This window comes from Portibacter lacus, assembly GCF_021533215.1.
In the GTDB taxonomy this organism is placed as follows: domain Bacteria; phylum Bacteroidota; class Bacteroidia; order Chitinophagales; family Saprospiraceae; genus Portibacter; species Portibacter lacus.
The window spans coordinates 385,730-405,917 of sequence record NZ_JAJNKA010000005.1 but is presented as its reverse complement, the minus strand read 5'-3'; the positions used below and the strand labels follow the sequence as shown (position 1 = coordinate 405,917).

General features: G+C 37.4%; 19 protein-coding genes and 1 tRNA gene. 6 read left to right on the top strand and 14 right to left on the bottom strand.

Going from position 1 to position 20,188, the window contains the following annotated elements:
- Positions 1 to 84 precede the first annotated feature (84 nt).
- Positions 85 to 1,245, top strand: coding sequence for a mechanosensitive ion channel family protein (locus L2586_RS11055; protein ID WP_235292955.1), 1,161 nt, complete (start codon positions 85 to 87; stop codon positions 1,243 to 1,245).
- An 87-nt stretch (positions 1,246 to 1,332) separates the two neighbouring features.
- Here L2586_RS11055 and L2586_RS11050 read toward each other — a convergent pair whose 3' ends face one another.
- From L2586_RS11050 to L2586_RS11035, 4 genes are all read right to left on the bottom strand, one after another.
- Entirely contained in the window at positions 1,333 to 2,775 is a 1,443-nt protein-coding gene (locus L2586_RS11050; protein WP_235292954.1) for a M48 family metalloprotease, read from the bottom strand.
- A gap of 41 nt (positions 2,776 to 2,816) precedes the next feature.
- On the bottom strand, positions 2,817 to 3,515 hold the full coding sequence (locus L2586_RS11045) for an SOS response-associated peptidase (RefSeq protein WP_235292953.1): 699 nt from the start codon (positions 3,513 to 3,515) through the stop codon (positions 2,817 to 2,819).
- Entirely contained in the window at positions 3,515 to 4,147 is a 633-nt protein-coding gene (locus L2586_RS11040) for an SPOR domain-containing protein (RefSeq protein ID WP_235292952.1), read from the bottom strand. Before L2586_RS11040 ends, L2586_RS11045 begins: the two co-directional genes overlap by 1 nt.
- A 197-nt stretch (positions 4,148 to 4,344) precedes the next feature.
- Positions 4,345 to 5,508 carry a CHAT domain-containing protein gene (locus L2586_RS11035; protein WP_235292951.1) on the bottom strand — a complete coding sequence of 388 codons (1,164 nt, stop codon included), beginning with the start codon at positions 5,506 to 5,508 and terminating at the stop codon, positions 4,345 to 4,347.
- Between the two features lie 189 nt (positions 5,509 to 5,697).
- On the opposite strand from L2586_RS11035, the gene L2586_RS11030 reads away from it, so the two are divergent.
- Both L2586_RS11030 and L2586_RS11025 read left to right on the top strand, forming a co-directional pair.
- Positions 5,698 to 8,667, top strand: a complete 2,970-nt coding sequence (locus L2586_RS11030) for a DNA polymerase III subunit alpha (RefSeq protein WP_235292950.1) — start codon at positions 5,698 to 5,700, stop codon at positions 8,665 to 8,667.
- Between the two features lie 132 nt (positions 8,668 to 8,799).
- Positions 8,800 to 9,684 carry a phytanoyl-CoA dioxygenase family protein gene (locus L2586_RS11025; RefSeq protein ID WP_235292949.1) on the top strand — a complete coding sequence of 295 codons (885 nt, stop codon included), beginning with the start codon at positions 8,800 to 8,802 and terminating at the stop codon, positions 9,682 to 9,684.
- 33 nt (positions 9,685 to 9,717) lie between these two features.
- Here the strand turns inward: L2586_RS11025 and L2586_RS11020 are convergent.
- A tRNA-Met gene (locus L2586_RS11020) sits at positions 9,718 to 9,794 on the bottom strand.
- A gap of 121 nt (positions 9,795 to 9,915) precedes the next feature.
- On the opposite strand from L2586_RS11020, the gene L2586_RS11015 reads away from it, so the two are divergent.
- Positions 9,916 to 10,263: a BlaI/MecI/CopY family transcriptional regulator gene (locus L2586_RS11015; RefSeq protein WP_235292948.1), complete on the top strand. Its 348-nt coding sequence runs from the start codon at positions 9,916 to 9,918 to the stop codon at positions 10,261 to 10,263.
- Between the two features lie 52 nt (positions 10,264 to 10,315).
- On the opposite strand, the gene L2586_RS11010 is transcribed toward L2586_RS11015, so the two are convergent.
- From L2586_RS11010 to L2586_RS11000, 3 genes are all read right to left on the bottom strand, one after another.
- Entirely contained in the window at positions 10,316 to 10,918 is a 603-nt protein-coding gene (locus L2586_RS11010; RefSeq protein ID WP_235292947.1) for a ribonuclease HII, read from the bottom strand.
- A 17-nt stretch (positions 10,919 to 10,935) separates the two neighbouring features.
- A complete protein-coding gene (locus tag L2586_RS11005) occupies positions 10,936 to 12,033 on the bottom strand; it encodes an OmpA family protein (RefSeq protein ID WP_235292946.1) in 1,098 nt (365 codons plus the stop codon).
- Between the two features lie 166 nt (positions 12,034 to 12,199).
- Positions 12,200 to 13,684: a tetratricopeptide repeat protein gene (locus L2586_RS11000; RefSeq protein ID WP_235292945.1), complete on the bottom strand. Its 1,485-nt coding sequence runs from the start codon at positions 13,682 to 13,684 to the stop codon at positions 12,200 to 12,202.
- A gap of 45 nt (positions 13,685 to 13,729) precedes the next feature.
- Between L2586_RS11000 and L2586_RS10995 the strand changes: the two genes are divergently transcribed.
- Positions 13,730 to 15,466: an AMP-dependent synthetase/ligase gene (locus L2586_RS10995; protein ID WP_235292944.1), complete on the top strand. Its 1,737-nt coding sequence runs from the start codon at positions 13,730 to 13,732 to the stop codon at positions 15,464 to 15,466.
- A gap of 4 nt (positions 15,467 to 15,470) precedes the next feature.
- Here L2586_RS10995 and L2586_RS10990 read toward each other — a convergent pair whose 3' ends face one another.
- The 5 genes from L2586_RS10990 to L2586_RS10970 all read right to left on the bottom strand — a co-directional run bounded on the left by L2586_RS10990 (position 15,471) and on the right by L2586_RS10970 (position 18,937).
- The gene (locus L2586_RS10990) at positions 15,471 to 16,733 is read right to left on the bottom strand and encodes an alpha-L-fucosidase (RefSeq protein ID WP_235292943.1); all 1,263 of its coding nucleotides are present in this window, start codon (positions 16,731 to 16,733) and stop codon (positions 15,471 to 15,473) included.
- A complete protein-coding gene (locus tag L2586_RS10985; protein WP_348535578.1) occupies positions 16,734 to 17,318 on the bottom strand; it encodes a 3-keto-disaccharide hydrolase in 585 nt (194 codons plus the stop codon).
- Positions 17,319 to 17,576: 258 nt separating this feature from the next.
- A complete protein-coding gene (locus tag L2586_RS10980; protein WP_235292941.1) occupies positions 17,577 to 17,795 on the bottom strand; it encodes a hypothetical protein in 219 nt (72 codons plus the stop codon).
- 259 nt (positions 17,796 to 18,054) lie between these two features.
- A complete protein-coding gene (locus L2586_RS10975; RefSeq protein WP_235292940.1) occupies positions 18,055 to 18,474 on the bottom strand; it encodes a DUF2147 domain-containing protein in 420 nt (139 codons plus the stop codon).
- Positions 18,475 to 18,607: 133 nt separating this feature from the next.
- A complete protein-coding gene (locus L2586_RS10970; protein WP_235292939.1) occupies positions 18,608 to 18,937 on the bottom strand; it encodes an MGMT family protein in 330 nt (109 codons plus the stop codon).
- Positions 18,938 to 18,958: 21 nt separating this feature from the next.
- On the opposite strand from L2586_RS10970, the gene L2586_RS10965 reads away from it, so the two are divergent.
- Entirely contained in the window at positions 18,959 to 19,522 is a 564-nt protein-coding gene (locus tag L2586_RS10965; RefSeq protein WP_235292938.1) for a hypothetical protein, read from the top strand.
- Between the two features lie 80 nt (positions 19,523 to 19,602).
- On the opposite strand, the gene L2586_RS10960 is transcribed toward L2586_RS10965, so the two are convergent.
- A complete protein-coding gene (locus tag L2586_RS10960; RefSeq protein WP_235292937.1) occupies positions 19,603 to 20,052 on the bottom strand; it encodes a GatB/YqeY domain-containing protein in 450 nt (149 codons plus the stop codon).
- Positions 20,053 to 20,188 lie beyond the last annotated feature (136 nt).

Sequence of the window (20,188 nt, the reverse complement as noted above, 5' to 3'; positions counted from 1 at the left end):
ACTGTATTTCGTTGGCTAACGTTTTATCTTAATCCTAAGATAAAAAATTGGGAAACGGTAACGGACCATCAACGGAAGAAACTCATGCGAATCATTCGTCTGTTCTTCCTATTCCTTGGAACCTTAGCTGTAATTTTCGTATTAGACCTCAACTACAACTTAAGTCCGAATGATGATAACCCAATTTATATTTCATTTATTTTAGAAGCGCTTGCTATCATTCAGTTTGCTCGGTTGCTAGACTGGATTGTTTCTAACTACTTTATTCACAGGAATTTTGTAAAGCGAGATGATAAGAAGGCGTCTCCTAAGCCCCGAGATACCGAAGGAATTGCAACAAGAACAGTTCAACTTCTAGTCTATTTCACAGCCCTGTTCCTCATTCTAAAAAACTTAGATCTAGATTATACTATTACAACAATTCAATTAAAAGATGGAAATCCATTCAGCATAAGGATTTCGAACATCATCGGGGCAATCGCCATCTTTCTGCTGGGTAGATTATTCATTTGGATCATTACCCAACTCTTTCTTTATGGATATTATAAGCGTAAAAACATAGATATCGGTGCTCAGTTTGCTGTAAATCAGCTGATCACTTACGTAGGATATTTCATTGCTATTCTCCTGGCATTAGAAACCATTGGAATTAATATGACATTGATATGGGGTGGAGCTGCCGCTTTATTAGTCGGTGTGGGGCTTGGACTTCAGCAAACCTTTAATGATTTCTTCTCGGGAATTGTTCTGCTTTTCGAGCGAACAGTAAAAGTGGGTGACATTGTTCATATGGATGGATTCACGGGTACAGTCACGAAAATTGGTCTAAGAGCAAGTATTGTTGAATCTAGAGACGCCGTTTCTGTTATCGTTCCGAATTCTAAATTGGTCAATCAAAGTGTTATCAACTGGTCTCATCTTTCAGACAATATCAGATTCCATATCCGTATCGGCATTGCTTATGGATCAGATACCAGATTGGTTAAAAAATTAATGTTAGAGGCCGCCTCAAATAATGAGCAAGTGCTGAGCTTTCCTGCGCCATTCATCAGATTTATAGACTTCGCGGATAGCGCTTTAATCTTTGAATTGTACTACTTTTCTAAAAACTTGCTCACGGAACAAGACGTAAAAAGTAATCTAAGATTTAAGATTGATGAACTATTCAGAGAAAACAACATCAAGATTCCTTTTCCTCAGTCTGAAATATATATGCATCAAGATAAAGAAGATAACCCATCCTAGATATATCTCATTCTCTGTCAGCTCGTTACTTATCTTGAGGCTTAACTTAAAAATTGAAGGATAAAAAAAATTGCGCCTAACCGCTTTCTACTTCGATACAATTTTAATTTTACTTCCTTGCGATAACTGATCATTTAATTCCATACCATTTAGAATTGCCATTTCTGTGTGCCTACTAGAAGGGATCTGAAATGAATTCAACGCCTTACTTAAAGAACCTCCGCTTCGTACAGTAACAACTTGAACTTTTTCAGCTTTCACATTTATTCGAGCTGGATCTGTTAGCTTCTTGAAATTCGTCATGATGTAATCAAATTCTCGCTCGTACTTCTGAAAATCGTTTTGATCACATACACCATGAAACACATAAATCAAATTATTGTATTCAATAAGAATGGTCTGAACGGCTAAGGTCTGAGATTCACCTACTTGCTTAGAAACCATACCATATGCTGGTAACCCACTGACCTTCATATTCTGGTCCCGTTGTACTTCTAATTTCAGTTGTTCTAAAATTTCTGCCTTTGCAGCTTCTATTGTTTTCTGTTGGGATACGGTAAATATAGATAGTGCCTTTCCGTCCTTAGATGCCATCTGTACTTGCATCGGAGAATTCTGTAATTGCCACCCACTTGGGTATGGAAACTGGAATTTTAATTCAGGATGATAAAATACATTGTTATCCGTATATCCCTGTTTTGGATCTTCTCCATATACAATTCCATCTATTAGTGCTAGATATTCATCACGATTAACCTTTAAATTCCTAGCATTATTCTCTTTCTGCCATTCCGTAGCAAGCTCATTTACTGTTTCAAATCTTCTACCCGGATCTGGGTGAGTAGACATAAACTCAGGAACACTTCCTGCCTCTGTTCCTGCAGATTTCCGTTCTAATGTTTTAAAAAAACCAGCCATTTCATGCGCATCATAACCGATGTAAGAAGAATAATTTACTCCTAGTATATCTGATTGTGATTCATTTCCTCTACTAAAACTCAGAAACAAAAGACCAAGTCCTTGTTGTGCTTCATTAGCAAACTGTCTAAACTCTGGAGATACAATTAGTCCACCTACAAAGAGAATCTGTCCTAATGTTTGCTTCGTGTACTGTTCTGCAGAGTGCCTCGCTGTTACGTGGCCTATTTCATGACCTAGAACTCCCGCGAACTGTGCTTCATTATTAAAATGTGCCATGATTCCTCTTGTAAAATAAACGTATCCACCTGGCAAGGCAAATGCATTAATTACTGGAGAATCTAATATTTTAAATTCAAATCCAAGATCTGGTCTGTGTGATCTTGCAACCATTTCTTGACCTTTCTGATCAATAAATTTCTGCATTTTCGGATCCTGATAAAGACCAAACTGTGCTACAATCTGGGGATCGTTTTCTTGACCTATTTTCTTTTCTTGGGCTTCGCTCATGAAACTAACCTGCCTTCTTCCTGTGACGGGATTTCTAATACACGCAGGTAGTAAAGTGATCATGCATAATACGATTGCAGCAAATGAAAGTTTATTAAACATTGAATATTTATTTTATTATTAAATACGGTAATCCATCTAGACTAGAATAAAGTATTATTATTCTCTGGTATTGCTTCGATGAGTGTTTTATCATTTTCTTTAACACTATTTACCCTCTTTGATACTCTATAAGCTTTCATGTTGTTCGCAGGATAATCCGTAATTAACTGGATAGCCTCTTGTGCTGGTAACTCTTCATCCAACCATAATTTTTCTTGTTCTGGAAGTAAAATGGCTGGCATTCTATCGTGAATTCCTTCCATGATCTCATTAGGTGGCTTGGTAATAACTGAAAATGTATATATTTCCTTACCCTCTGGTGACTTCCATCGCTCCCAAATGCCTGCTACCGAAAAGATTTCTTGATCTGTGGTTACTATTCGATATGGTAGTTTTTCTTTACCAGACCTTTTCCATTCGTAGAATCCGTCCATCGGCACTAGGCATCTTCTAGATTGCACTGCTTTTTTAAATGAATTTTTCTCTAAAATAGTTTCCACTCTAGCATTAATCATTTTATAAGCGATCTTTTCATCCTTAGACCAAAAGGGCAGTAATCCCCAGCGGAAAATATGAATGTGTTCCGGATCTGAAGAAGTGATAACAGGCATATAATGCGTAGGCGCTACGTTAAAATTGGGAATAGGATTATAGCTTTCCAATTCATCACTATAAAAAGTGGCATTAAACCGCTCCTCTAATTCCTTTTCATTTTTCGTCAATGAAGATCTTCCGCACATTACTTTCGGGTATGAACATAGCAATCAATACCTTTTTGCTTCAGTGTTTTGGCCACTTTTCCTGCACTGTCATAAGAATCGTATCTTCCAGCTGAAATCGAGTGGTATTGGGATTCATCGAAATTTACAATTTCTGCATTGGTATAACCCAGTTTTTTCAACTTGTCCACCATTTTCTGAGCGTTGTCCTTGATTAAGTAACTTCCCGCAACGACTAAGTAGCTTCCACCCGTTCCAGCATTAGAACTATATGCAGGCTTAGAAGTCGGTGTTGCGGTAGTTTTAGTCGCTGGCTTAGCAGCAGCAACACTTGCTTTTTTCTTCTCACTCTCCGATACTTCGAAACTAAAATCTTCGTCGTAATCCGTTCCATCCGTTTCAGTTGAATTGTATTCAGAATCTACTTCTGAGCTTCCTATTGTTTCAGCTTGCTCTTTAGCTTCTGCGGCTTCCTCATCTGATTCGAAAAATTCATCATAAATTTCTTCATCTGATGTGTATCCGTCTTCTGTTATTTCTATATTGTTTCCATCATTCTCCGCACCTTTACATGACTTTAAAAGGGAAGTGGATCCTATATATACTAAAAATAGCATCACTGCATATCCGACTATTTTAAGAATTCTATTCATTGTTATTACTTTCTTTGGTGAAGTGATTCAAAAAACTTATTTCCAATTTCTTAGGATCTGTTCTTCTAACACATCTTATAAAATATATAAAATTACAATTAATTATAATATGTAATAACGTTGATTATCTTTTTTTTATTGATTTAACACTTCTAATTTTGAGAAGATTGTTTCTTCCGACATCTTTCGACTTATTATTAGACCAGATTAAATTCGATTAGCTTTCCTTTTATCTTTCCACCGTAATAGTATCCTAATAGTGAAAAACTTGTCAGAAAGGAAAGTACTAATGATATAATCCTTTTCATGTTATACGTAAGTTCTTCGATAATTGCAGCATTTTCTCCGTACACCTGAAATCCTGCCCAGTAAAATGGATTCAGTTCACTCGTTAGTTCTACCTCATTTCGATAAGTTAATAAAGCGGTTTGTAATGCCTCACTTGGTTTCTCTCCTTGTGCAATTTCTTCGTAGAAATGCTTTGATATTTTAATCGCTGATTGATCTTCGACTTCCCATAACGCCGCGACCACAGTTTGTGCTCCCGCTTCTTGAAACGCCGTTGCTATACTCTTTCCTTTTTGATTTGTTTCGCCTCCATTACAGATGTTTAAGAAAACCAACTGCGCGTTAATACACATGCTCATAATATCTCTGTTTCGCAATATGTGTTCATTGTTTATAAATATACCTGAATCCAGCCAGTTGCTACTATCTATTTTTCCATGAGAAGAAATATGTATGATGTCATAATGACTCATATCGTTTTTTGTTTCTCTGAATAGCTTTGTTATCGTTTCTTTTTCTGCCTTGCTATTCAGATAAGTACTTCCAGTAAATTGCGGAGCAAAAACCATTGTTTTGACTTTTCGTTTCGGTAATTGCAAACTATGATTTATCGTCTTCTGTATCGAAATGGCGTGTTGATCCACCATGTATAAGTTACTTTCATTTTTTAGCGCATTCCATGGAATAGATGATAGCGATGACGATGGAATGATATGGACACTTTGCTGTAGACTTGTTTTTATGGGAGCGATTAGCAAATGATACAAATGGCTCATTACTGCTTCGAATTTATCTGGCTGATGATTAAATGGATTCTTACGAAACAATAAATTTTCCTTTTTTATTAGGTCAATGTATTTATGTACTTCGGTATTGTTAATTGGGAATACAATGAAATCGTCTTTATTGACTAGTATTCCGTAATCCTCTTCATAAATAATATAAGACTGGCTCTCTTCTAGGATTTTCTGGATTTCAATGATGGGAATCCCTGCAGCATTTGTATGAATCGGGAATGGTGTTGCATATGTGTTAATAGGTATGATTAGTAGTAAAGTTAGTAATCGTAGCATTGTTTCAATTGGTTAATTTAGTAATTGATCCAAAGCTATCTTCTTACAGACTTGATAAGCTTTACTATATAGACACATACATATATATTTTTATACAATACGTATAAAATCAAACTTTTTCCTAGGACAATTCAATGCGTCGACCTATATTTGTCGAATAATTCATCTTTTAAAGTCGTTTTATTCGTCATGTTTATCAACTGTCATACTTTTTACTCGCTTAGATATGGGACTTTTTCTCCCCAAGCCTTAGTTGCTGCTGCTGCGAAGCAAGGTGTGAAAGCATTAGCGCTTACCGATATTAATAACGCATCATGTGCTTATGCCTTTATTTCAGCATGTAGAAAGCATAAGATCAAACCCATATTAGGTATTGAGTTTCGGAGCGATGAAGATGGTGTGGCACATACGAATTCACAAGGAGCAACGCTGAGATATATTGGCATTGCGAAAAACAGGGAAGGCTTTCGAGAGCTCTGTGAGTTACTTACGAATTGTTCCTTAGAAAGCAGCCCTCTCCCCGTTTCAGCTCCGCCTTCTAAAAACATAATCTACATCTATCGTCAGCTCGCTAAGCCGATCGAGGAGTTTCGGGAAAATGAATACTTGGGAATAAGATCTGAGGAGGTTAACAAACTCTTTACTTCGCCGATGCGTAATCATCAAGATCGGCTTGTCGTCTTTCATCCGATTACCGTTGCAGATGACGAGCATTATAAAGCACATCGAATCCTGAGATGCATCGATCTAAACATTGTAATCGGCAAGTTAGAAAATAGTGATTGTGCCCGATCTAGTGAGGTTTTTTGTGACCCGGAAGTACTTCGAGAGAAATTCGTGAATTATCCTCAGATTATTCGGAACACGGAAGCAATACTTGAGTTTTGTGAAATAGAAATGGAATCCACCTATCTCAATAATCGCCGGACATTCACGGGTTCTAAAGCTGGCGACTACAAGCTACTGTGCAAGCTAGCCGTAGAAGGATGTTTTCGTAGATATGGACAACATGATGAAGCGGCGCTAGACAGAACATTACGTGAACTGAAAGTCGTAGATACCCTTGGCTTTTCTTCTTACTTCCTAATTACTTGGGATATCATTCGCTATGCACATTCTTCTGGTTATCACCACGTCGGAAGAGGAAGTGGAGCGAATTCTATCGTAGCTTATAACTTATACATAACGGATGTCGATCCGCTGGAACTAGATTTATATTTTGAGCGATTTATTAATCCACATCGGAGTTCTCCGCCAGATTTCGACATCGATTTTTCGTGGGATGAGCGCGATGATGTGACCGACTATATCTTTAAACGATATGGTCGGGAGCATACCGCGTTACTCGCCACTTATAATACGTTCAAAGGAAAGTCCATCATCCGGGAACTGGGGAAAGTACTCGGGCTCCCTAAAGCAGACATTGACCTAATAGTTAATAATCCACTTGCGAAAGAGCTTCACCACCCATTTGCAAAACATATTTTTAAATATGGTAAGCTCATTGAAGGCTTTCCGAATTACTTATCCATTCACGCTGGTGGGATTATTATAAGTGAAGAGCCGATTAATTATTATACACCGTTGCAACTCATGCCGAAAGGTTTTCCTATTACACATTTCGATATGTACGGCGCTGAAGATTTAGCTTTCCATAAGTTTGATGTTCTGAGTCAGCGGGGACTTGGCCACATCAAAGATGCTGTTAAACTGATTAAGCAAAACAAGGGAAAGGCTGTTGATATTCATAATGTAGCGGCTATCAAGAAGGATGGACGCGTTAAACGACAACTTCGTTCAGGCCAATGTATCGGATGTTTCTATATCGAATCGCCTGCCATGAGAGGTCTTCTAACGAAATTAGCTTGTGATAACTACGTCCATCTCGTCGCCGCCAGTTCCATTATTCGTCCTGGTGTTGCGAAATCGGGGATGATGAGAGAATATATTAATCGTTTTCATCATCCAGAATCTTTCAAACATATCCACCCTGTTTTCGAGGAGCACTTGGGAGAGACTTTTGGAATTATGGTTTATCAAGAAGATGTGATGAAGATTGTCCATCATTTTTCAGGGTTAGGCCTAGATGAGTCGGATGTCTTGCGAAGAATCATGACTGGAAAAAAGAAAAACTCCGATACCTTCAAGCGCTTACAAGACAAGTATTTTGCGAACTGTAAGAAAAGAGGCTATTCTGACGAACTCACGATGGAAGTCTGGAGGCAGATCGAAAGTTTTAGTGGCTACTCTTTCTGTAAAGCGCATTCTGCCAGTTTCGCAGTGGAATCTTTTCAGAGTTTATACTTGAAAGCCTATCATCCTTTAGAATTCATGGTTGCGGTCATCAACAATTTCGGAGGATTCTATTCGACGGAATTATACGTTCATGAAACAAGAATGCAGGGCGCCACCATCGAAGCTCCATGTGTTAATAAGAGTACCCACCTTACGAACATCTATGGAACGACGGTGTATATTGGATTAATTCACCTTTCAGATCTAGAAAGGAAAGTGGCTCACGGTATTGTACTTGAACGAGAACGGAATGGACCTTATAAAAGTCTGAATGATTTCGTACAGCGAGTGGACATCGACAAAAGTCAATTAGAAATACTAATACGCATCGGAGCCTTCCGGTTTACTGGACTAAACAAGTATGAACTGATGTGGGAAAAAAATGCTGTGCATAACCCTCAGGTGAAGCGGAATGGAACGGGCCGATTTTTCAAGGAGGAATCGGAAGAATACCAACTTCCCATTCTACAAGAAGGTCCTTTCGAGCAGTCTTTCGACGAGATAGAACTGCTCGGATTTCCGCTTTGCTCACCATTCGAGATGTTACAGACGAACTTCCGAGGAGAGATTGTAGCAGAAGAAATGGAGTTTCACTTGGGTAAAACCGTAAATATGGTAGGCTACTATGTAACCAGAAAAAATGTCACTACCGTGAATCGGCGACTGATGAATTTCGGGACATGGATAGATCACAAAGGCCACTTTTTCGATACCGTTCACTTTCCTCCGTCTTTAGCTGAGTACCCATTCAAAGGAAAGGGCTGTTACATTATAAGAGGAACGATAGTGGAGGATTTCGGTTTTCCGAGTATGGAAGTCGAGAAAATGGCCATCTTGCCCTTTGTTAAGGATACAAGGTATTAAACTAAACCTAAGTCCGAACGATCTAAAATCAAGGATTCCTAGCTATATTTATATAAATTAATAGGTATAATTATTTACCTTAACTTTTGAATATACCGACAGCTTTTATACACCAACTTGAAAAAATGCTTTATGGCAAACGTTAGAGATTTAGCAGATCATCACCACCTAGTTTCAGAATTATTTAGCCAACCCAAATCTAAAGAAGAATGGGACTCTTATAGGCTCAGCGATGAGCAAGTGGCCCACTTTCATGAATATGGATACTTATCTGGTGTTAAACTACTTGATGAAGTACAGGTTAATAAACTTCGAAATGAGCTAGATGAAATTAGAGATCCTAAACATCCAGCACACCACTTATTTTATGAATTCCACGCAAATGAATCTACTAATGATAACGCTGTACTTTTTCATTCACTAGGACACTGGAGAATTACAGAAGGGTTTCATGATGCGCTCTGGAATCCTGCATTTATTGTTGCCGCACACCAGTTACTAGAGAACAAACCTGTGCGATTCTGGCATGACCAGTTGTTCTGTAAGCCAGCACATCATGGCGGGGTTGTGGCGTGGCATCAAGATTATTCATACTGGACAAGGACCGTGGCCATGCAACATCTAACATGCTGGACGGGATTAGATGACGCAACAATAGATAATGGATGTTTACACTATATTCCTAAAAGTCATCGATGGGGACTACTCGACGCTCCCGAAATAGCTGGAGATATGGAGGGCCTGATGTCATATTTGAGCGAAGAGCAAAAAGAACAATTTAAGCCTGTGCCCATAGAATTAAAAAAAGGTTATGCTACTTTTCATCATCCTTTAATGGTTCACGGTTCTTTTGAAAATAAATCAGAGAAGAGTAGAAGAGCATTTGTCCTTAATGTTTTTGCGGATGGTACCATAAGCAATACAGACGAAGTCCTTCTAAAAGGCGTTCCCGAAATACCAAAAGGAAAAAAGATGGAAGGGAAGTTTTTCCCGCTATTATATGAGGGCTTGAAATAAAAAAAGAGCTCCCAGAAAACTGGAAACTCTTTTTGGTAGCGAGAGGGGGGCATGATCCCCCGACCTCATGATTATGAATCATGCGCTCTAACCAACTGAGCTACCTCGCCATAACACGCCAATTTTTGGTTAGCGGCTGCAAATATAATGGAATTTTACATTTCCACAAATTATTAATTCCAAGCTAATATTCAGCAGCAATTTCATTATATTTAACTAAATAATAGTTTAATGATAAGAAGATATAATGAAAAAGAGGAAGAAGTGATGTATATCCTTTGGAAACTAAAGAAGGCCTACGTCCAAGACATCTTAAATGAGATGCCAGAACCTAAACCCCATTATAATACGGTCTCTTCTACAGTAAGGAAATTAGAAAAAGAAGGGCATATCGGTCACACGAGTCATGGCCGATCACACAAATATTACGCAATTTCAAAGAAAAAAGGCTATCGTTCTGTTCTCTTCGAACATTTGTATAACGAATATTTCGGTTCAGAAAAAAAATTCTTAGCGTACACCATCGAAAAATTACAACTCAAAAAATCCGATGTGCTTAAAATAATGAAGAAGCGCTAATTAATATCGAAATGCAATTACTCCAGAATATCTAGAACAATTCATATTTATCTTAAAATAGTTTCGCCTGTTCCCAGCTTGGGTACAATCTAAAAGATCTTCTGTGGTGAATACAAGGGCCATGCTCCATTACCGCTTTTCTATGATCCCTCGTCGGATATCCCTTGTTTGTTTCCCATGAATAATACGGATATCGATTAGCAAATTTTTCCATAAAATCATCTCGATATGTTTTCGCTAATATAGAGGCTGCAGCAATTGAGTTATACTTCCCATCTCCTTTTATAATGCATTCATAGGTATACTCTTTGAAAGGATTGAATCTATTGCCATCTATAAGTAGATGTTCTGGCTCCACAGATAACTTATCGATGGCTTTATGCATTGCTTTGAAAGAAGCATTCAGAATATTAATCTGGTCTATTTCCTTCGGATTGATTTTAGCCACAGACCATGCAATAGCTTCTTTTTCGATAATGGTTTTAAGCTCTCTTCTTTGCTTTCTACTTATTTTCTTAGAATCATTAAGAATCGGATGTTGGAAATCGGGAGGAAGAATTACCGCCGCAGCGAAAACCGGTCCAGCGATACACCCACGCCCAGCTTCATCACAACCCGCTTCTACGACACCAGAATTTTTGTATGAAAGTAACATGGAAACAAATGTAAAAATTATAAGCCTGTAATCAATATTTCTACTCTTCGATTCATTTTCCGTCCAGATTCATCAGCGTTATTGGCAATCGGCATATTGCTACCATAACCCTTGAAATCTATGCGACTAGGTTCGATTCCAGACTTAATAAGATACTCTGTCACTGCTTTAGATCGCTGGATAGATAAGTCTACATTGTAGTCCGATTCCCCTTGAGTGTCGGTGTGCCCATGCACTTCGATGGTCATCTTGGGATTCATTTGTAGGATCGTCTTTAATTTATTAAGTTCAATGAAAGATCTCGGAAGCAAGTCGCTTTTATCTAGATCAAAATAGATATTCTTTAATTGAATTCGCTTTCCAACTTCTAATGTTTCACGAGTTAAATCGTCCTCTGGAATTTCCTGCTTAACGAATGGTGGAATTTTTCTAAGAGACACACTATCCATATAATAATAACCGAACTCATAAATAGCCTCATCTCGAACAACTAAGTTATCCTCATCAGCAAAAAAGTTGCCTAATATCACATAGTTATAAGCTTCTTGCGGGACAAAGGTGTTTGTTATTTTTTGCCATTGACCTCTGGCAGGACGAATAACATGTTCAGTAAATACTTGAGGTTTTTGGTCTATCAGATTATCATCACTTTGCTTGATAGGATCCATTGTAAATAATGCTCCGATTTTATCAATTCTTAAGCTATTATCTAAGTGCCCTAACCAATAAGTTAGCTCATATTTCTGACCTACAACTAAGTGATCTGTTAACTGAATCTGTACATATTCTCGACAATGCGGCTTTCCTTCCGAGCAACCATAAACGGTCATACCAATCATAGATGATCCTTCGAAAGGATGAAGTTCGCCGAAACCTTTTTTCTGCCAATGTTTTGGCACTATTATTCCAGGACCAAAAGCATCTGGAGAAGCTAATGTGGGAGAATTCCAATACTTGACTAATCGTGTAAATTGACTTCCGTTGTAAAACCATCCAAGGGGGATACCACTATATTCTTCAAAACCCGCATTCGGAACGAGGTTCTGTTGCTGTGCTGAGAGATCTTTCGCACATATAAAAACCAAAAGGAGTAATATTAGTTTAGCGGTTTTCATAAAAAGGAAACTATAATTCTCGACGATTATTGTTTGTAATTTCAACAACTTTCGACTATAATCAAAGGATTATCAAAGATTTAAAGAATAGTGACGCCTGTTAGTCAGATGGATTTTCGGCGTTTTAATGATTTATCGGGCGACCTCCCATTGAAAATATTCCTGCTTATCGCTTCCGAATTCGAGTCAGACCAGATTTTGCTTTTTGATGTAGACTATTATTGTATTCGGAAGAATTCATAGAAAGACATCGCTCGTAAAAAACTCTGGCTTCTTCTATTTCATTCTTCTCCTCATAAATAATTCCCATCTGCAGTGCTGAATTACTGCAATAATACAATTTCGAATCTCCGCACATGCTCAGGCAATTCTTGTAAAAAATTAATGCTTGGTCAATGTTTTTCATATTGTGCTGTACCCTTGCTTTTCGGTATAAAAACTCTATATTTTCTTCTGATGTTAAATCGCCATGGTCAATACTTTCTAATTCTGCTTGCGCATCTGATAAGTAACCACCATCATAAAGCAATCGTGCTTTAAGTAATTTCCGGTGAGGAACCGTCTTCTTCTTTGCTTCTTTCAAAGCGGATTTATCTTCGTCAATGTTTGCATTTCCTACTCTTTCGCACAACTCCATATACCCTAGATATCCTTTCTCATTATCCATTATTGTTAAAGCATGCCAAGCCAATTTTCTATACGCATCTTTGAAGTAATCCTTGCCCTGAAAATTATGAATATAAGACTTGATATACACATCGGCATCTTTATCCATACGAGATAATTTCGCTGTACCTAACATTAAATCAAGGTAGTAGAAAGGAAAATACCGCGGAGAACGGGTTCTCTTCTTTAAAATCTTAATGGCTTCCTCATTTCGACCACAATTCATGGCCGTACTCGCTAGAAGGAAGGTGGCCATGGGATTGTCTTCACGGCTTATACTAGAGGTAGAAAGAAAATTCCAGGAATCTTCCTTTTTGTTTTTCAAATGAAGTAATATCATAGCTTTAATCGCAACGGCTTCCTTTTCGAAGAAATAATCATTGTGCTTCGAGTAAGCTAACACTTCTTCTATTTCTAAAAGTCCCTGGTCGATGGTGCCATTAAAGTTGCTAACTAGCTCTATTACACCTTTATATTTATCAGGGATCGTTCCCGCTACTGCATGAAGAATACTGAGACTTTTTTTATTCGAAATGAAGTTAGGAAACCGATTCTGATTTTCCTCTAACATACCTATCGCCTTGTTCACTTCTAAGGCAGCAGAAAAGTATTCTTCAAATTTTATTCTAGTCATGGCCCACTGTAGATGGACCTCTGCTTGCGAAAACAGGAAGTAAGGATCATTAGCATCGCCTTGCTTCAGCTTTGCTAAACGAATATCTTTATTGGGTTCTTTGGCTTTGAATTCATCTTTTTCTTCACTAATAAAAATACTAATGAAGTCAATGTAGTTTTCAATGTGGTAGACTAGCAAATCCTCTGGTTGATCTCTCTTTATCTTTTTGATTAAGTCTTGTGCTTCATCGAAGCGCATAGCAATAATCAACTCATATGCTGTCCTATGATCTTCACTAAATTTATAGTTGTTGTTCGCCATCGCAAACATTGGCAAAAATAACAGACATAAAATCCAAGTTTTTCTCATTGCGCACAAAGATAAATAATTCACAAACTTTTATATCTTAGGACGATGGAGCCATTAAATCTATTGTATGATATTCCTTATTATCAAAAAGGAAAGTATCCTAACCAAGAAGCCATCTGCATTATAGAAAATGGAAAATGGTTTAGTCTGTCCATAAATGAGATTTGCGACCAAATAAACAGATTAAGTCAAGGGCTTTCGCAATTACACAACAATCCAACAAACATCGGCATCTATGCTGATTACGGGTCGCCTTATTGGAATATTATCGACTATGCAATTATGAAATCTGGGAACATCAGTGTTCCTATTCATGGGAATGCATCACAAGAAGATGTTTTGCACATTCTAAAAGATGCTGAAATACCATTAATCTTTATCGGTGGTAGCCAGCAATTAAAATATTTACCCGAAAACATTGACATATATTCAATGGAAAGGATGCCTTCTCATCCTCATTATTCTATACTTTTTAAAGAACCAGTAAACTCTGTTCTAAAACCTATTCAAGCAGATGACCTCGCTACTATCGTCTATAGTTCAGGATCTACAGGTCTGCCTAAAGGCGTGATGTTATCTCATCGTAATATTATTAGTAATATTAAGTCCGTTATCTCTCTATTACCTATCCATCATAAACACATCGCAGCAAGTTATCTGCCATTGTCACATATTTTCGAGCGCGTCGCAGTGTATACTTATTTAACGGTAGGTGCAAGTATTTACTACATAAAAGATCCCAAAACCTTAATCCCTAGTGTGAAGGATATTCGGCCACATTATATGACCAGTGTTCCACGTGTTCTAGAGAAAGTTTATGATCATATCAATAAAGCCATTAAGAGTGCTGGACCTATCAAGAAGAGGATTATTAAGTGGGCACTTGTGAGTAGCAAAAAAGGGAGAAAACACAGTGCTAATCCACTGAAAAGACTCGAATTAATGATCTGCGATCTTCTTGTTTTCAGAAAGTGGAGAAATGTATTAGGTGGTCGACTGGAAGGCTTAATCGTAGGTGCCGCTTCTATGCCAGCGCATATTTCTTATCTGTTCTACGATGCTGGAATCAGAATTAGGGAAGGTTATGGGCTAACAGAAACTTCACCGATTGTTTCGTTTAACCGATTCGAAGCTGGAGGTAATAAGTTCGGAACGGTAGGTATTCCTATTCCTTCTGTCGATGTAAGAATTTATAAACCAGATGAAAATGGTGAAGGTGAAATTATCGTCAAAGGTCCTAATGTAATGCTTGGATACTATAAGAATGAGGCATTGACAAAAGAAAAAATAGACGAAAATGGCTACTTCCACACGGGGGATGTCGGTAAGTTTGTAAATAAACGATTCTTGCAGATAACTGATCGTCAGAAGAACATTTTCAAAACATCAAGCGGTCAGTATGTCGCTCCCCAAGTCATCGAGAATAAGATCCGAATTCATAGTCTCATCGATCAATGCATGATTATCGGATACAAAAGACCATATCTGACTGCGCTCATAGTCCCTAATTTTGAACTCTTAGAAGTTTGGTGTGAACAGAACAAGGTTCACTGGACAGCACCACAATACATGGTTCTCCATCCGAAAGTTGTGGAGGCATTCCAGGATATCATTGACAAAGAAAACCTTGTTCTAAAAAGACACGAATACATCAAAAAGTTTCATCTCTTGCATAAAGAATGGTCTATAGATAGTGGTGAATATACCCCAACATTAAAACTCAAAAGGAAGTCTATTCTTGAAAAATTTAGCAAGGAAATTGAACTGATGTATAAAGTTTAATAGATTACTCTAATTTGATTTTGCCATCAAGCAAAAGTGCTAAAACCGTAACATCCTTATCCAAAACATCATCTGGAACATCGATGTATAGTAGCCCTGGCTTATTGCTCCAATATGGCCGACTCATTACGCGATGTCTCAATTTCGTTCCATTTCCGACTACCCACACACGGTTAACTTCATTTTCTAAACCCTTGATTACAATTTCTTCATTCGGGTTATAATCTAGAAATAAATAAAGTATCGTGGAATCTCTAGATAAAGCCGTAGCACCGTAATAATATCCAGGAGGAATTCCTTTCTGCATGTCATAGACATCCCCTTTGTGCTTATTCATCCACCGTCCCACACCTTCTAGTATTTCTACTTGCTCTTCAGGTATGGTACCATCTGGTTTCGGTCCGATATCAAGGAGTAAGTTCCCGCCCATCTGAATACAATCGACCAAGATTCTAATCACCTGGTTCGTCGTTTTATAATTTTTATCATTAGGCTGGTAACCCCAAGAGTCATTAGACGTCAAGCAAAGTTCCCAGTGATTGTTCTCCGGACTGGTCAGTGGAACTCCTTGTTCCGGAGTATCGTAGTCACCCTGGTTAGTCAACCTTGAATTGATAATTGCGTTCGGGTTTTTACTTTGGATTAAACTTTTTATTTCCGGAGCTTTCCATTCTGCTGCACTATGCTCCCAGTCGCCATCGAACCACCATAAATCTGGATTAAATCGATCACTTAACTCTTTAATCTGCCCATGGTTAAATGTGGTAAAATTCTCCCATCTGGCCGGATCTTCTTTTATGTTATAACGCTTTTTATTCCTTTTGTACACATCGTAATCTGGATGTGACCAATCTAGAATAGAATAATAAATTCCGACTTTAAGCCCTTCGTTTCGAATTGCACTTACAAAAGGGGCAACATAGTCTTTATTGGTTTTTAATGATCCGACTTCCGAATCCCACAATGCGACACCATCGTGATGTTTAGAAGTCAGCACGGCGTACTGGGCACCTGATTTCTTAATCAAGCTAGCCCATTGTGTCGCATCATATTTTTCTCCGTTAAACTTTTTCAGCTGATCCATATAGTCCTCATGGGAAATATAGTTATTGAAAAAGGACCACGACTCGTCTATGCCATTCACTGAATAAACACCGTAGTGGATAAAGATGCCAAGCTTAGCATCATCAAACCACTCCATTTTATCCACTTGACCAAAGCCGAGAACAGATAAAAAGAGAAATATATTTAGAATTAATAATCTCACCTATAGTTCTTTGATGTAAATGTTTTTCCATCTCACTCTAATTCCACCACCATCATGGATTTGCAAAGCCACTTGTCCTGTTGCAGCACCTATTTTTTCATCTTCAATTGAGATCATCTCAGTTCCATTCAACCAAGTAGTAAGTTTATCTCCTACAGCTCTAATTTTCATTGTGTTCCACTCTCCCATTTTCAATGCTGAATCTAAAGCAGGGTCAGGCTTGATTAACCAACCACGTCCGTATGATTCGTATATACCACCTGTGCTATTTCCTGGAGGTGCAACTTCTGCTTGCCATCCTGAAACTTTAGTTCCGTCCACAGAGGACCTGATAAAAACTCCACTATTTCCATTCGCTTCTTGAAGAAAGTCAACACTTAACTCGAAGTCTTTATATTTTCCTTCTGTGCCTAAATATCCATATGCTTTGTCTGGTCCACTTTCACATACCAACTCACCATCTTTAACAAACCACTTCTCCGTTCCGTAAATGATCCAGCCATCTAGGTTCTTTCCATTGAATAATGATGTAGCGTCCATCATTTTCCCTGAAATGGGCTTTTTAGTATTACATGCAGCCAGCATAAAAAACATTAAAACAAAAGGTAAAATTTTCATAGTTATTATTTTTAAGATTAGAGCGCTAAATGTAGTTAATACCATTTAAAGTTCAGTAATGCAACAAAAGATAATTTTGAAAATTTGTAATAGATATCGCCATTAGATCAAAAATATCATGATTTAAGGACCATTGAATAGAAATAAGCTAATGCTGTGCTGAATAAATCCAAATAAAAAAGCCTTAGAGAACGCTCTAAGGCTTTTTTATTTGTTCGTTTCTATTTACACCATAGCAGCGTAAGAAAGAATGCTATTAAGACTGTTAGCTGAAGGATTGAATGAAACTTTAGGAAGTGCATCCACTGATTCCTTGATCGATTGATACTCTTCTTTTAGTTGAGTATCATTCTGAACAGCGTAGTCTATTTCGAAATACTCACATATTTCTACTTCTTTGTAAATGAAACGTATTAAATCTTGTTCGGTGTAAGTTTGCATCATATAGTATATTTTGGTTTATTAAATTCATATGACTTTAAAAACAAATTATTTGAATATTTTATTGTGTAAAATACCCCTTCCTAACAAATAAAATTAATGATAATATATTCAGAATCAATATGAAAGACATTTATGTCAGATAAGCGCTATTTCAAATACTAAAAATAAAAAAGGGAAAGATGAGTTGACCCCATCTTTCCCCATACGCTTATATACATCCTAATTAAATTAGGAATAATATCTTATGAAGATAAAGTTTTTATTTAACTCTATACCACATTTGATTTCTACCTAAGGCAGAGATACCAATATAACCCCTAACTTTAAGGGTATCAGCATCTTCCAGCCAAATACTTAGTTTATATTCCTTGCCATTTGCTGGGTCAATGATATGGCCATAACTCCAGTAATCCTTGTATTCTTCAAGATCCCAGATAATATCCATTTCTAAAAGGCTCTTGCCATTTAGATCACCTGGACAATCTATGCATACATCTGTAGTGGCTTTAGGAAGTAATTTCACAACTTTTCCGAATATTTTTCCATCCTTTTCATAGATTTCAACGTGAGATTTGGGTTCTCCTGATTCATCATCAATGGTTTTCCAAATTCCAATAGGGCTCTGCGCGGATAAAGCTACCGCAAAAAAGAATGCAAAAAGAAAGCTAATTTTTTTCATATATCGTATTTTAATTTTTGTCTTTATTTATAAATTGACATTAAATGAGTTGATAAAACATTTCAGTGTCAAAAATATAATTTATCCACTATTAATTTCAAAATTTAATTGATTAACAAAATATTAACCCAAATCATTCATACATTTCTCTTGGATGCCAAAAAACTTCTGAAAACCGGACTACTTTGTTATTCTTAACTTCTACACCCTCTGATATAAGCAATTCCGCCATTAAGTCTGGATGTTCAAATGCATTTCGACCACTCAGTTCTCCTTTTCCATTTACAACACGATGTGCCGGCACTAGTTCTTCTGAATTAAAACTATTCTTCATCGCCCAACCTACCATTCTGGCAGATCCCAGCGCTAAAAAATCAGCAATTGCACCATAAGTACTCACTCGACCTTCCGGAATTAATCGAGCTGTTTCAAGAACTTGTTCAAAATAATGTGGTCTTTTCATCTTTAAATATATTTTTGCACTATGCTAAAAACAAAAGTAATTGCTTCTTCTGTAAGTAACCTGACTGATGCAAGATATTTTGCAGCTTGGGGAGTTGATTTTATGGGATTCGACCTAAATGTAGTTTCCATTCCTCAAGCAAATGCCTTTAAGAACTGGATCAGTGGACCTGAGATTATTGGTGAATTCAGTAGTGTTGATTCTTTCGATCAAATCTCAAGCGCATCCGAAGAAATAGGTCTTGATTATATTCAACTAGATCCTTTGTGCCCTGCTGATTGGGTTTTTGACAAACCTACGATTAGAGAAATTATTTTAGAAAATGGAATTCCTGGACCGGGAACCTATATCCTGAGATCGGAGAACCCTGCTTTTGATCTCGAAAATGAAATGGACCGCATCAAAGAAATCTGCGCTGCTTCGACTTGTTATCTTGACTTAAACATCGCGCCTGACGAATACGAGCACGTTCTCACTACTGTAAAACCAGAGGGAATTGTACTACGTGGAGGTGAAGAAGATAAGGTCGGATTCAAATCTTTCGATGAGTTAGATGAAATCATGGAGGTTTTAGAAATCGATTAAGAATAGAAATGCTATAAATAAAAAATGACCGATAATCATTGAATTATCGGTCATTGCTTTTATTACAATTTACTTGTATTTTATGAACTTAGCAGCGCTTTAACTACGCTAGCGATAGTCTTCCCATCTGCTTTGCCAGCCATTTTTTTATTGGCCGCGCCCATAACTTTTCCCATATCCTTCATTCCAGCTGCGCCTGTTTCAGCAATAATCGCTGATACATGTGATTTTATTTCATCCTCTGACATCTGTGCTGGAAGGTATTTTTCGATTACAGCAATTTCTTCTCTTTCCTTAACAGCTAAATCTTCGCGGTCTTGTTTTTCAAATATCTCTAACGAATCCCTTCTTTGTTTAACAAGCTTCTGCAAAATTTTTATCTCCGCTGCTTCATCCACTTCATTACCAGAGCCATCTGTTTTCATGATTAATATTGCAGCTTTAATAGCACGAATACTTCTAAGTGCTGCTTGATCTTTTGCTTTCATCGCCTCTTTGAGGTCTACCATCAATGTCTTTTCAAGACTCATTATCTATAAATTTTTAATAATTAATACTGAACAATGAACTGCCCAACTTTTGCAAGTTACAACTCTTCTCGCGTAGAATTAGTTTTATCGTGGCTGATTTATTGAAATTACCAACCTTTAGCTTTTAACAAAAGCT

What these genes read in the sequence shown, in the direction of transcription:
- L2586_RS11055 (WP_235292955.1), top strand. Translation starts at nt 85, where the DNA reads ATGCGAATCATTCGTCTGTTCTTCCTATTCCTTGGAACCTTAGCTGTA.
- L2586_RS11050 (WP_235292954.1), bottom strand. Translation starts at nt 2,775, where the DNA reads ATGTTTAATAAACTTTCATTTGCTGCAATCGTATTATGCATGATCACT.
- L2586_RS11045 (WP_235292953.1), bottom strand. Translation starts at nt 3,515, where the DNA reads ATGTGCGGAAGATCTTCATTGACGAAAAATGAAAAGGAATTAGAGGAG.
- L2586_RS11040 (WP_235292952.1), bottom strand. Translation starts at nt 4,147, where the DNA reads ATGAATAGAATTCTTAAAATAGTCGGATATGCAGTGATGCTATTTTTA.
- L2586_RS11035 (WP_235292951.1), bottom strand. Translation starts at nt 5,508, where the DNA reads ATGCTACGATTACTAACTTTACTACTAATCATACCTATTAACACATAT.
- L2586_RS11030 (WP_235292950.1), top strand. Translation starts at nt 5,698, where the DNA reads ATGTTTATCAACTGTCATACTTTTTACTCGCTTAGATATGGGACTTTT.
- L2586_RS11025 (WP_235292949.1), top strand. Translation starts at nt 8,800, where the DNA reads ATGGCAAACGTTAGAGATTTAGCAGATCATCACCACCTAGTTTCAGAA.
- L2586_RS11015 (WP_235292948.1), top strand. Translation starts at nt 9,916, where the DNA reads ATGATAAGAAGATATAATGAAAAAGAGGAAGAAGTGATGTATATCCTT.
- L2586_RS11010 (WP_235292947.1), bottom strand. Translation starts at nt 10,918, where the DNA reads ATGTTACTTTCATACAAAAATTCTGGTGTCGTAGAAGCGGGTTGTGAT.
- L2586_RS11005 (WP_235292946.1), bottom strand. Translation starts at nt 12,033, where the DNA reads ATGAAAACCGCTAAACTAATATTACTCCTTTTGGTTTTTATATGTGCG.
- L2586_RS11000 (WP_235292945.1), bottom strand. Translation starts at nt 13,684, where the DNA reads ATGAGAAAAACTTGGATTTTATGTCTGTTATTTTTGCCAATGTTTGCG.
- L2586_RS10995 (WP_235292944.1), top strand. Translation starts at nt 13,730, where the DNA reads ATGGAGCCATTAAATCTATTGTATGATATTCCTTATTATCAAAAAGGA.
- L2586_RS10985 (WP_348535578.1), bottom strand. Translation starts at nt 17,318, where the DNA reads ATGCTGGCTGCATGTAATACTAAAAAGCCCATTTCAGGGAAAATGATG.
- L2586_RS10980 (WP_235292941.1), bottom strand. Translation starts at nt 17,795, where the DNA reads ATGATGCAAACTTACACCGAACAAGATTTAATACGTTTCATTTACAAA.
- L2586_RS10975 (WP_235292940.1), bottom strand. Translation starts at nt 18,474, where the DNA reads ATGAAAAAAATTAGCTTTCTTTTTGCATTCTTTTTTGCGGTAGCTTTA.
- L2586_RS10970 (WP_235292939.1), bottom strand. Translation starts at nt 18,937, where the DNA reads ATGAAAAGACCACATTATTTTGAACAAGTTCTTGAAACAGCTCGATTA.
- L2586_RS10965 (WP_235292938.1), top strand. Translation starts at nt 18,959, where the DNA reads ATGCTAAAAACAAAAGTAATTGCTTCTTCTGTAAGTAACCTGACTGAT.
- L2586_RS10960 (WP_235292937.1), bottom strand. Translation starts at nt 20,052, where the DNA reads ATGAGTCTTGAAAAGACATTGATGGTAGACCTCAAAGAGGCGATGAAA.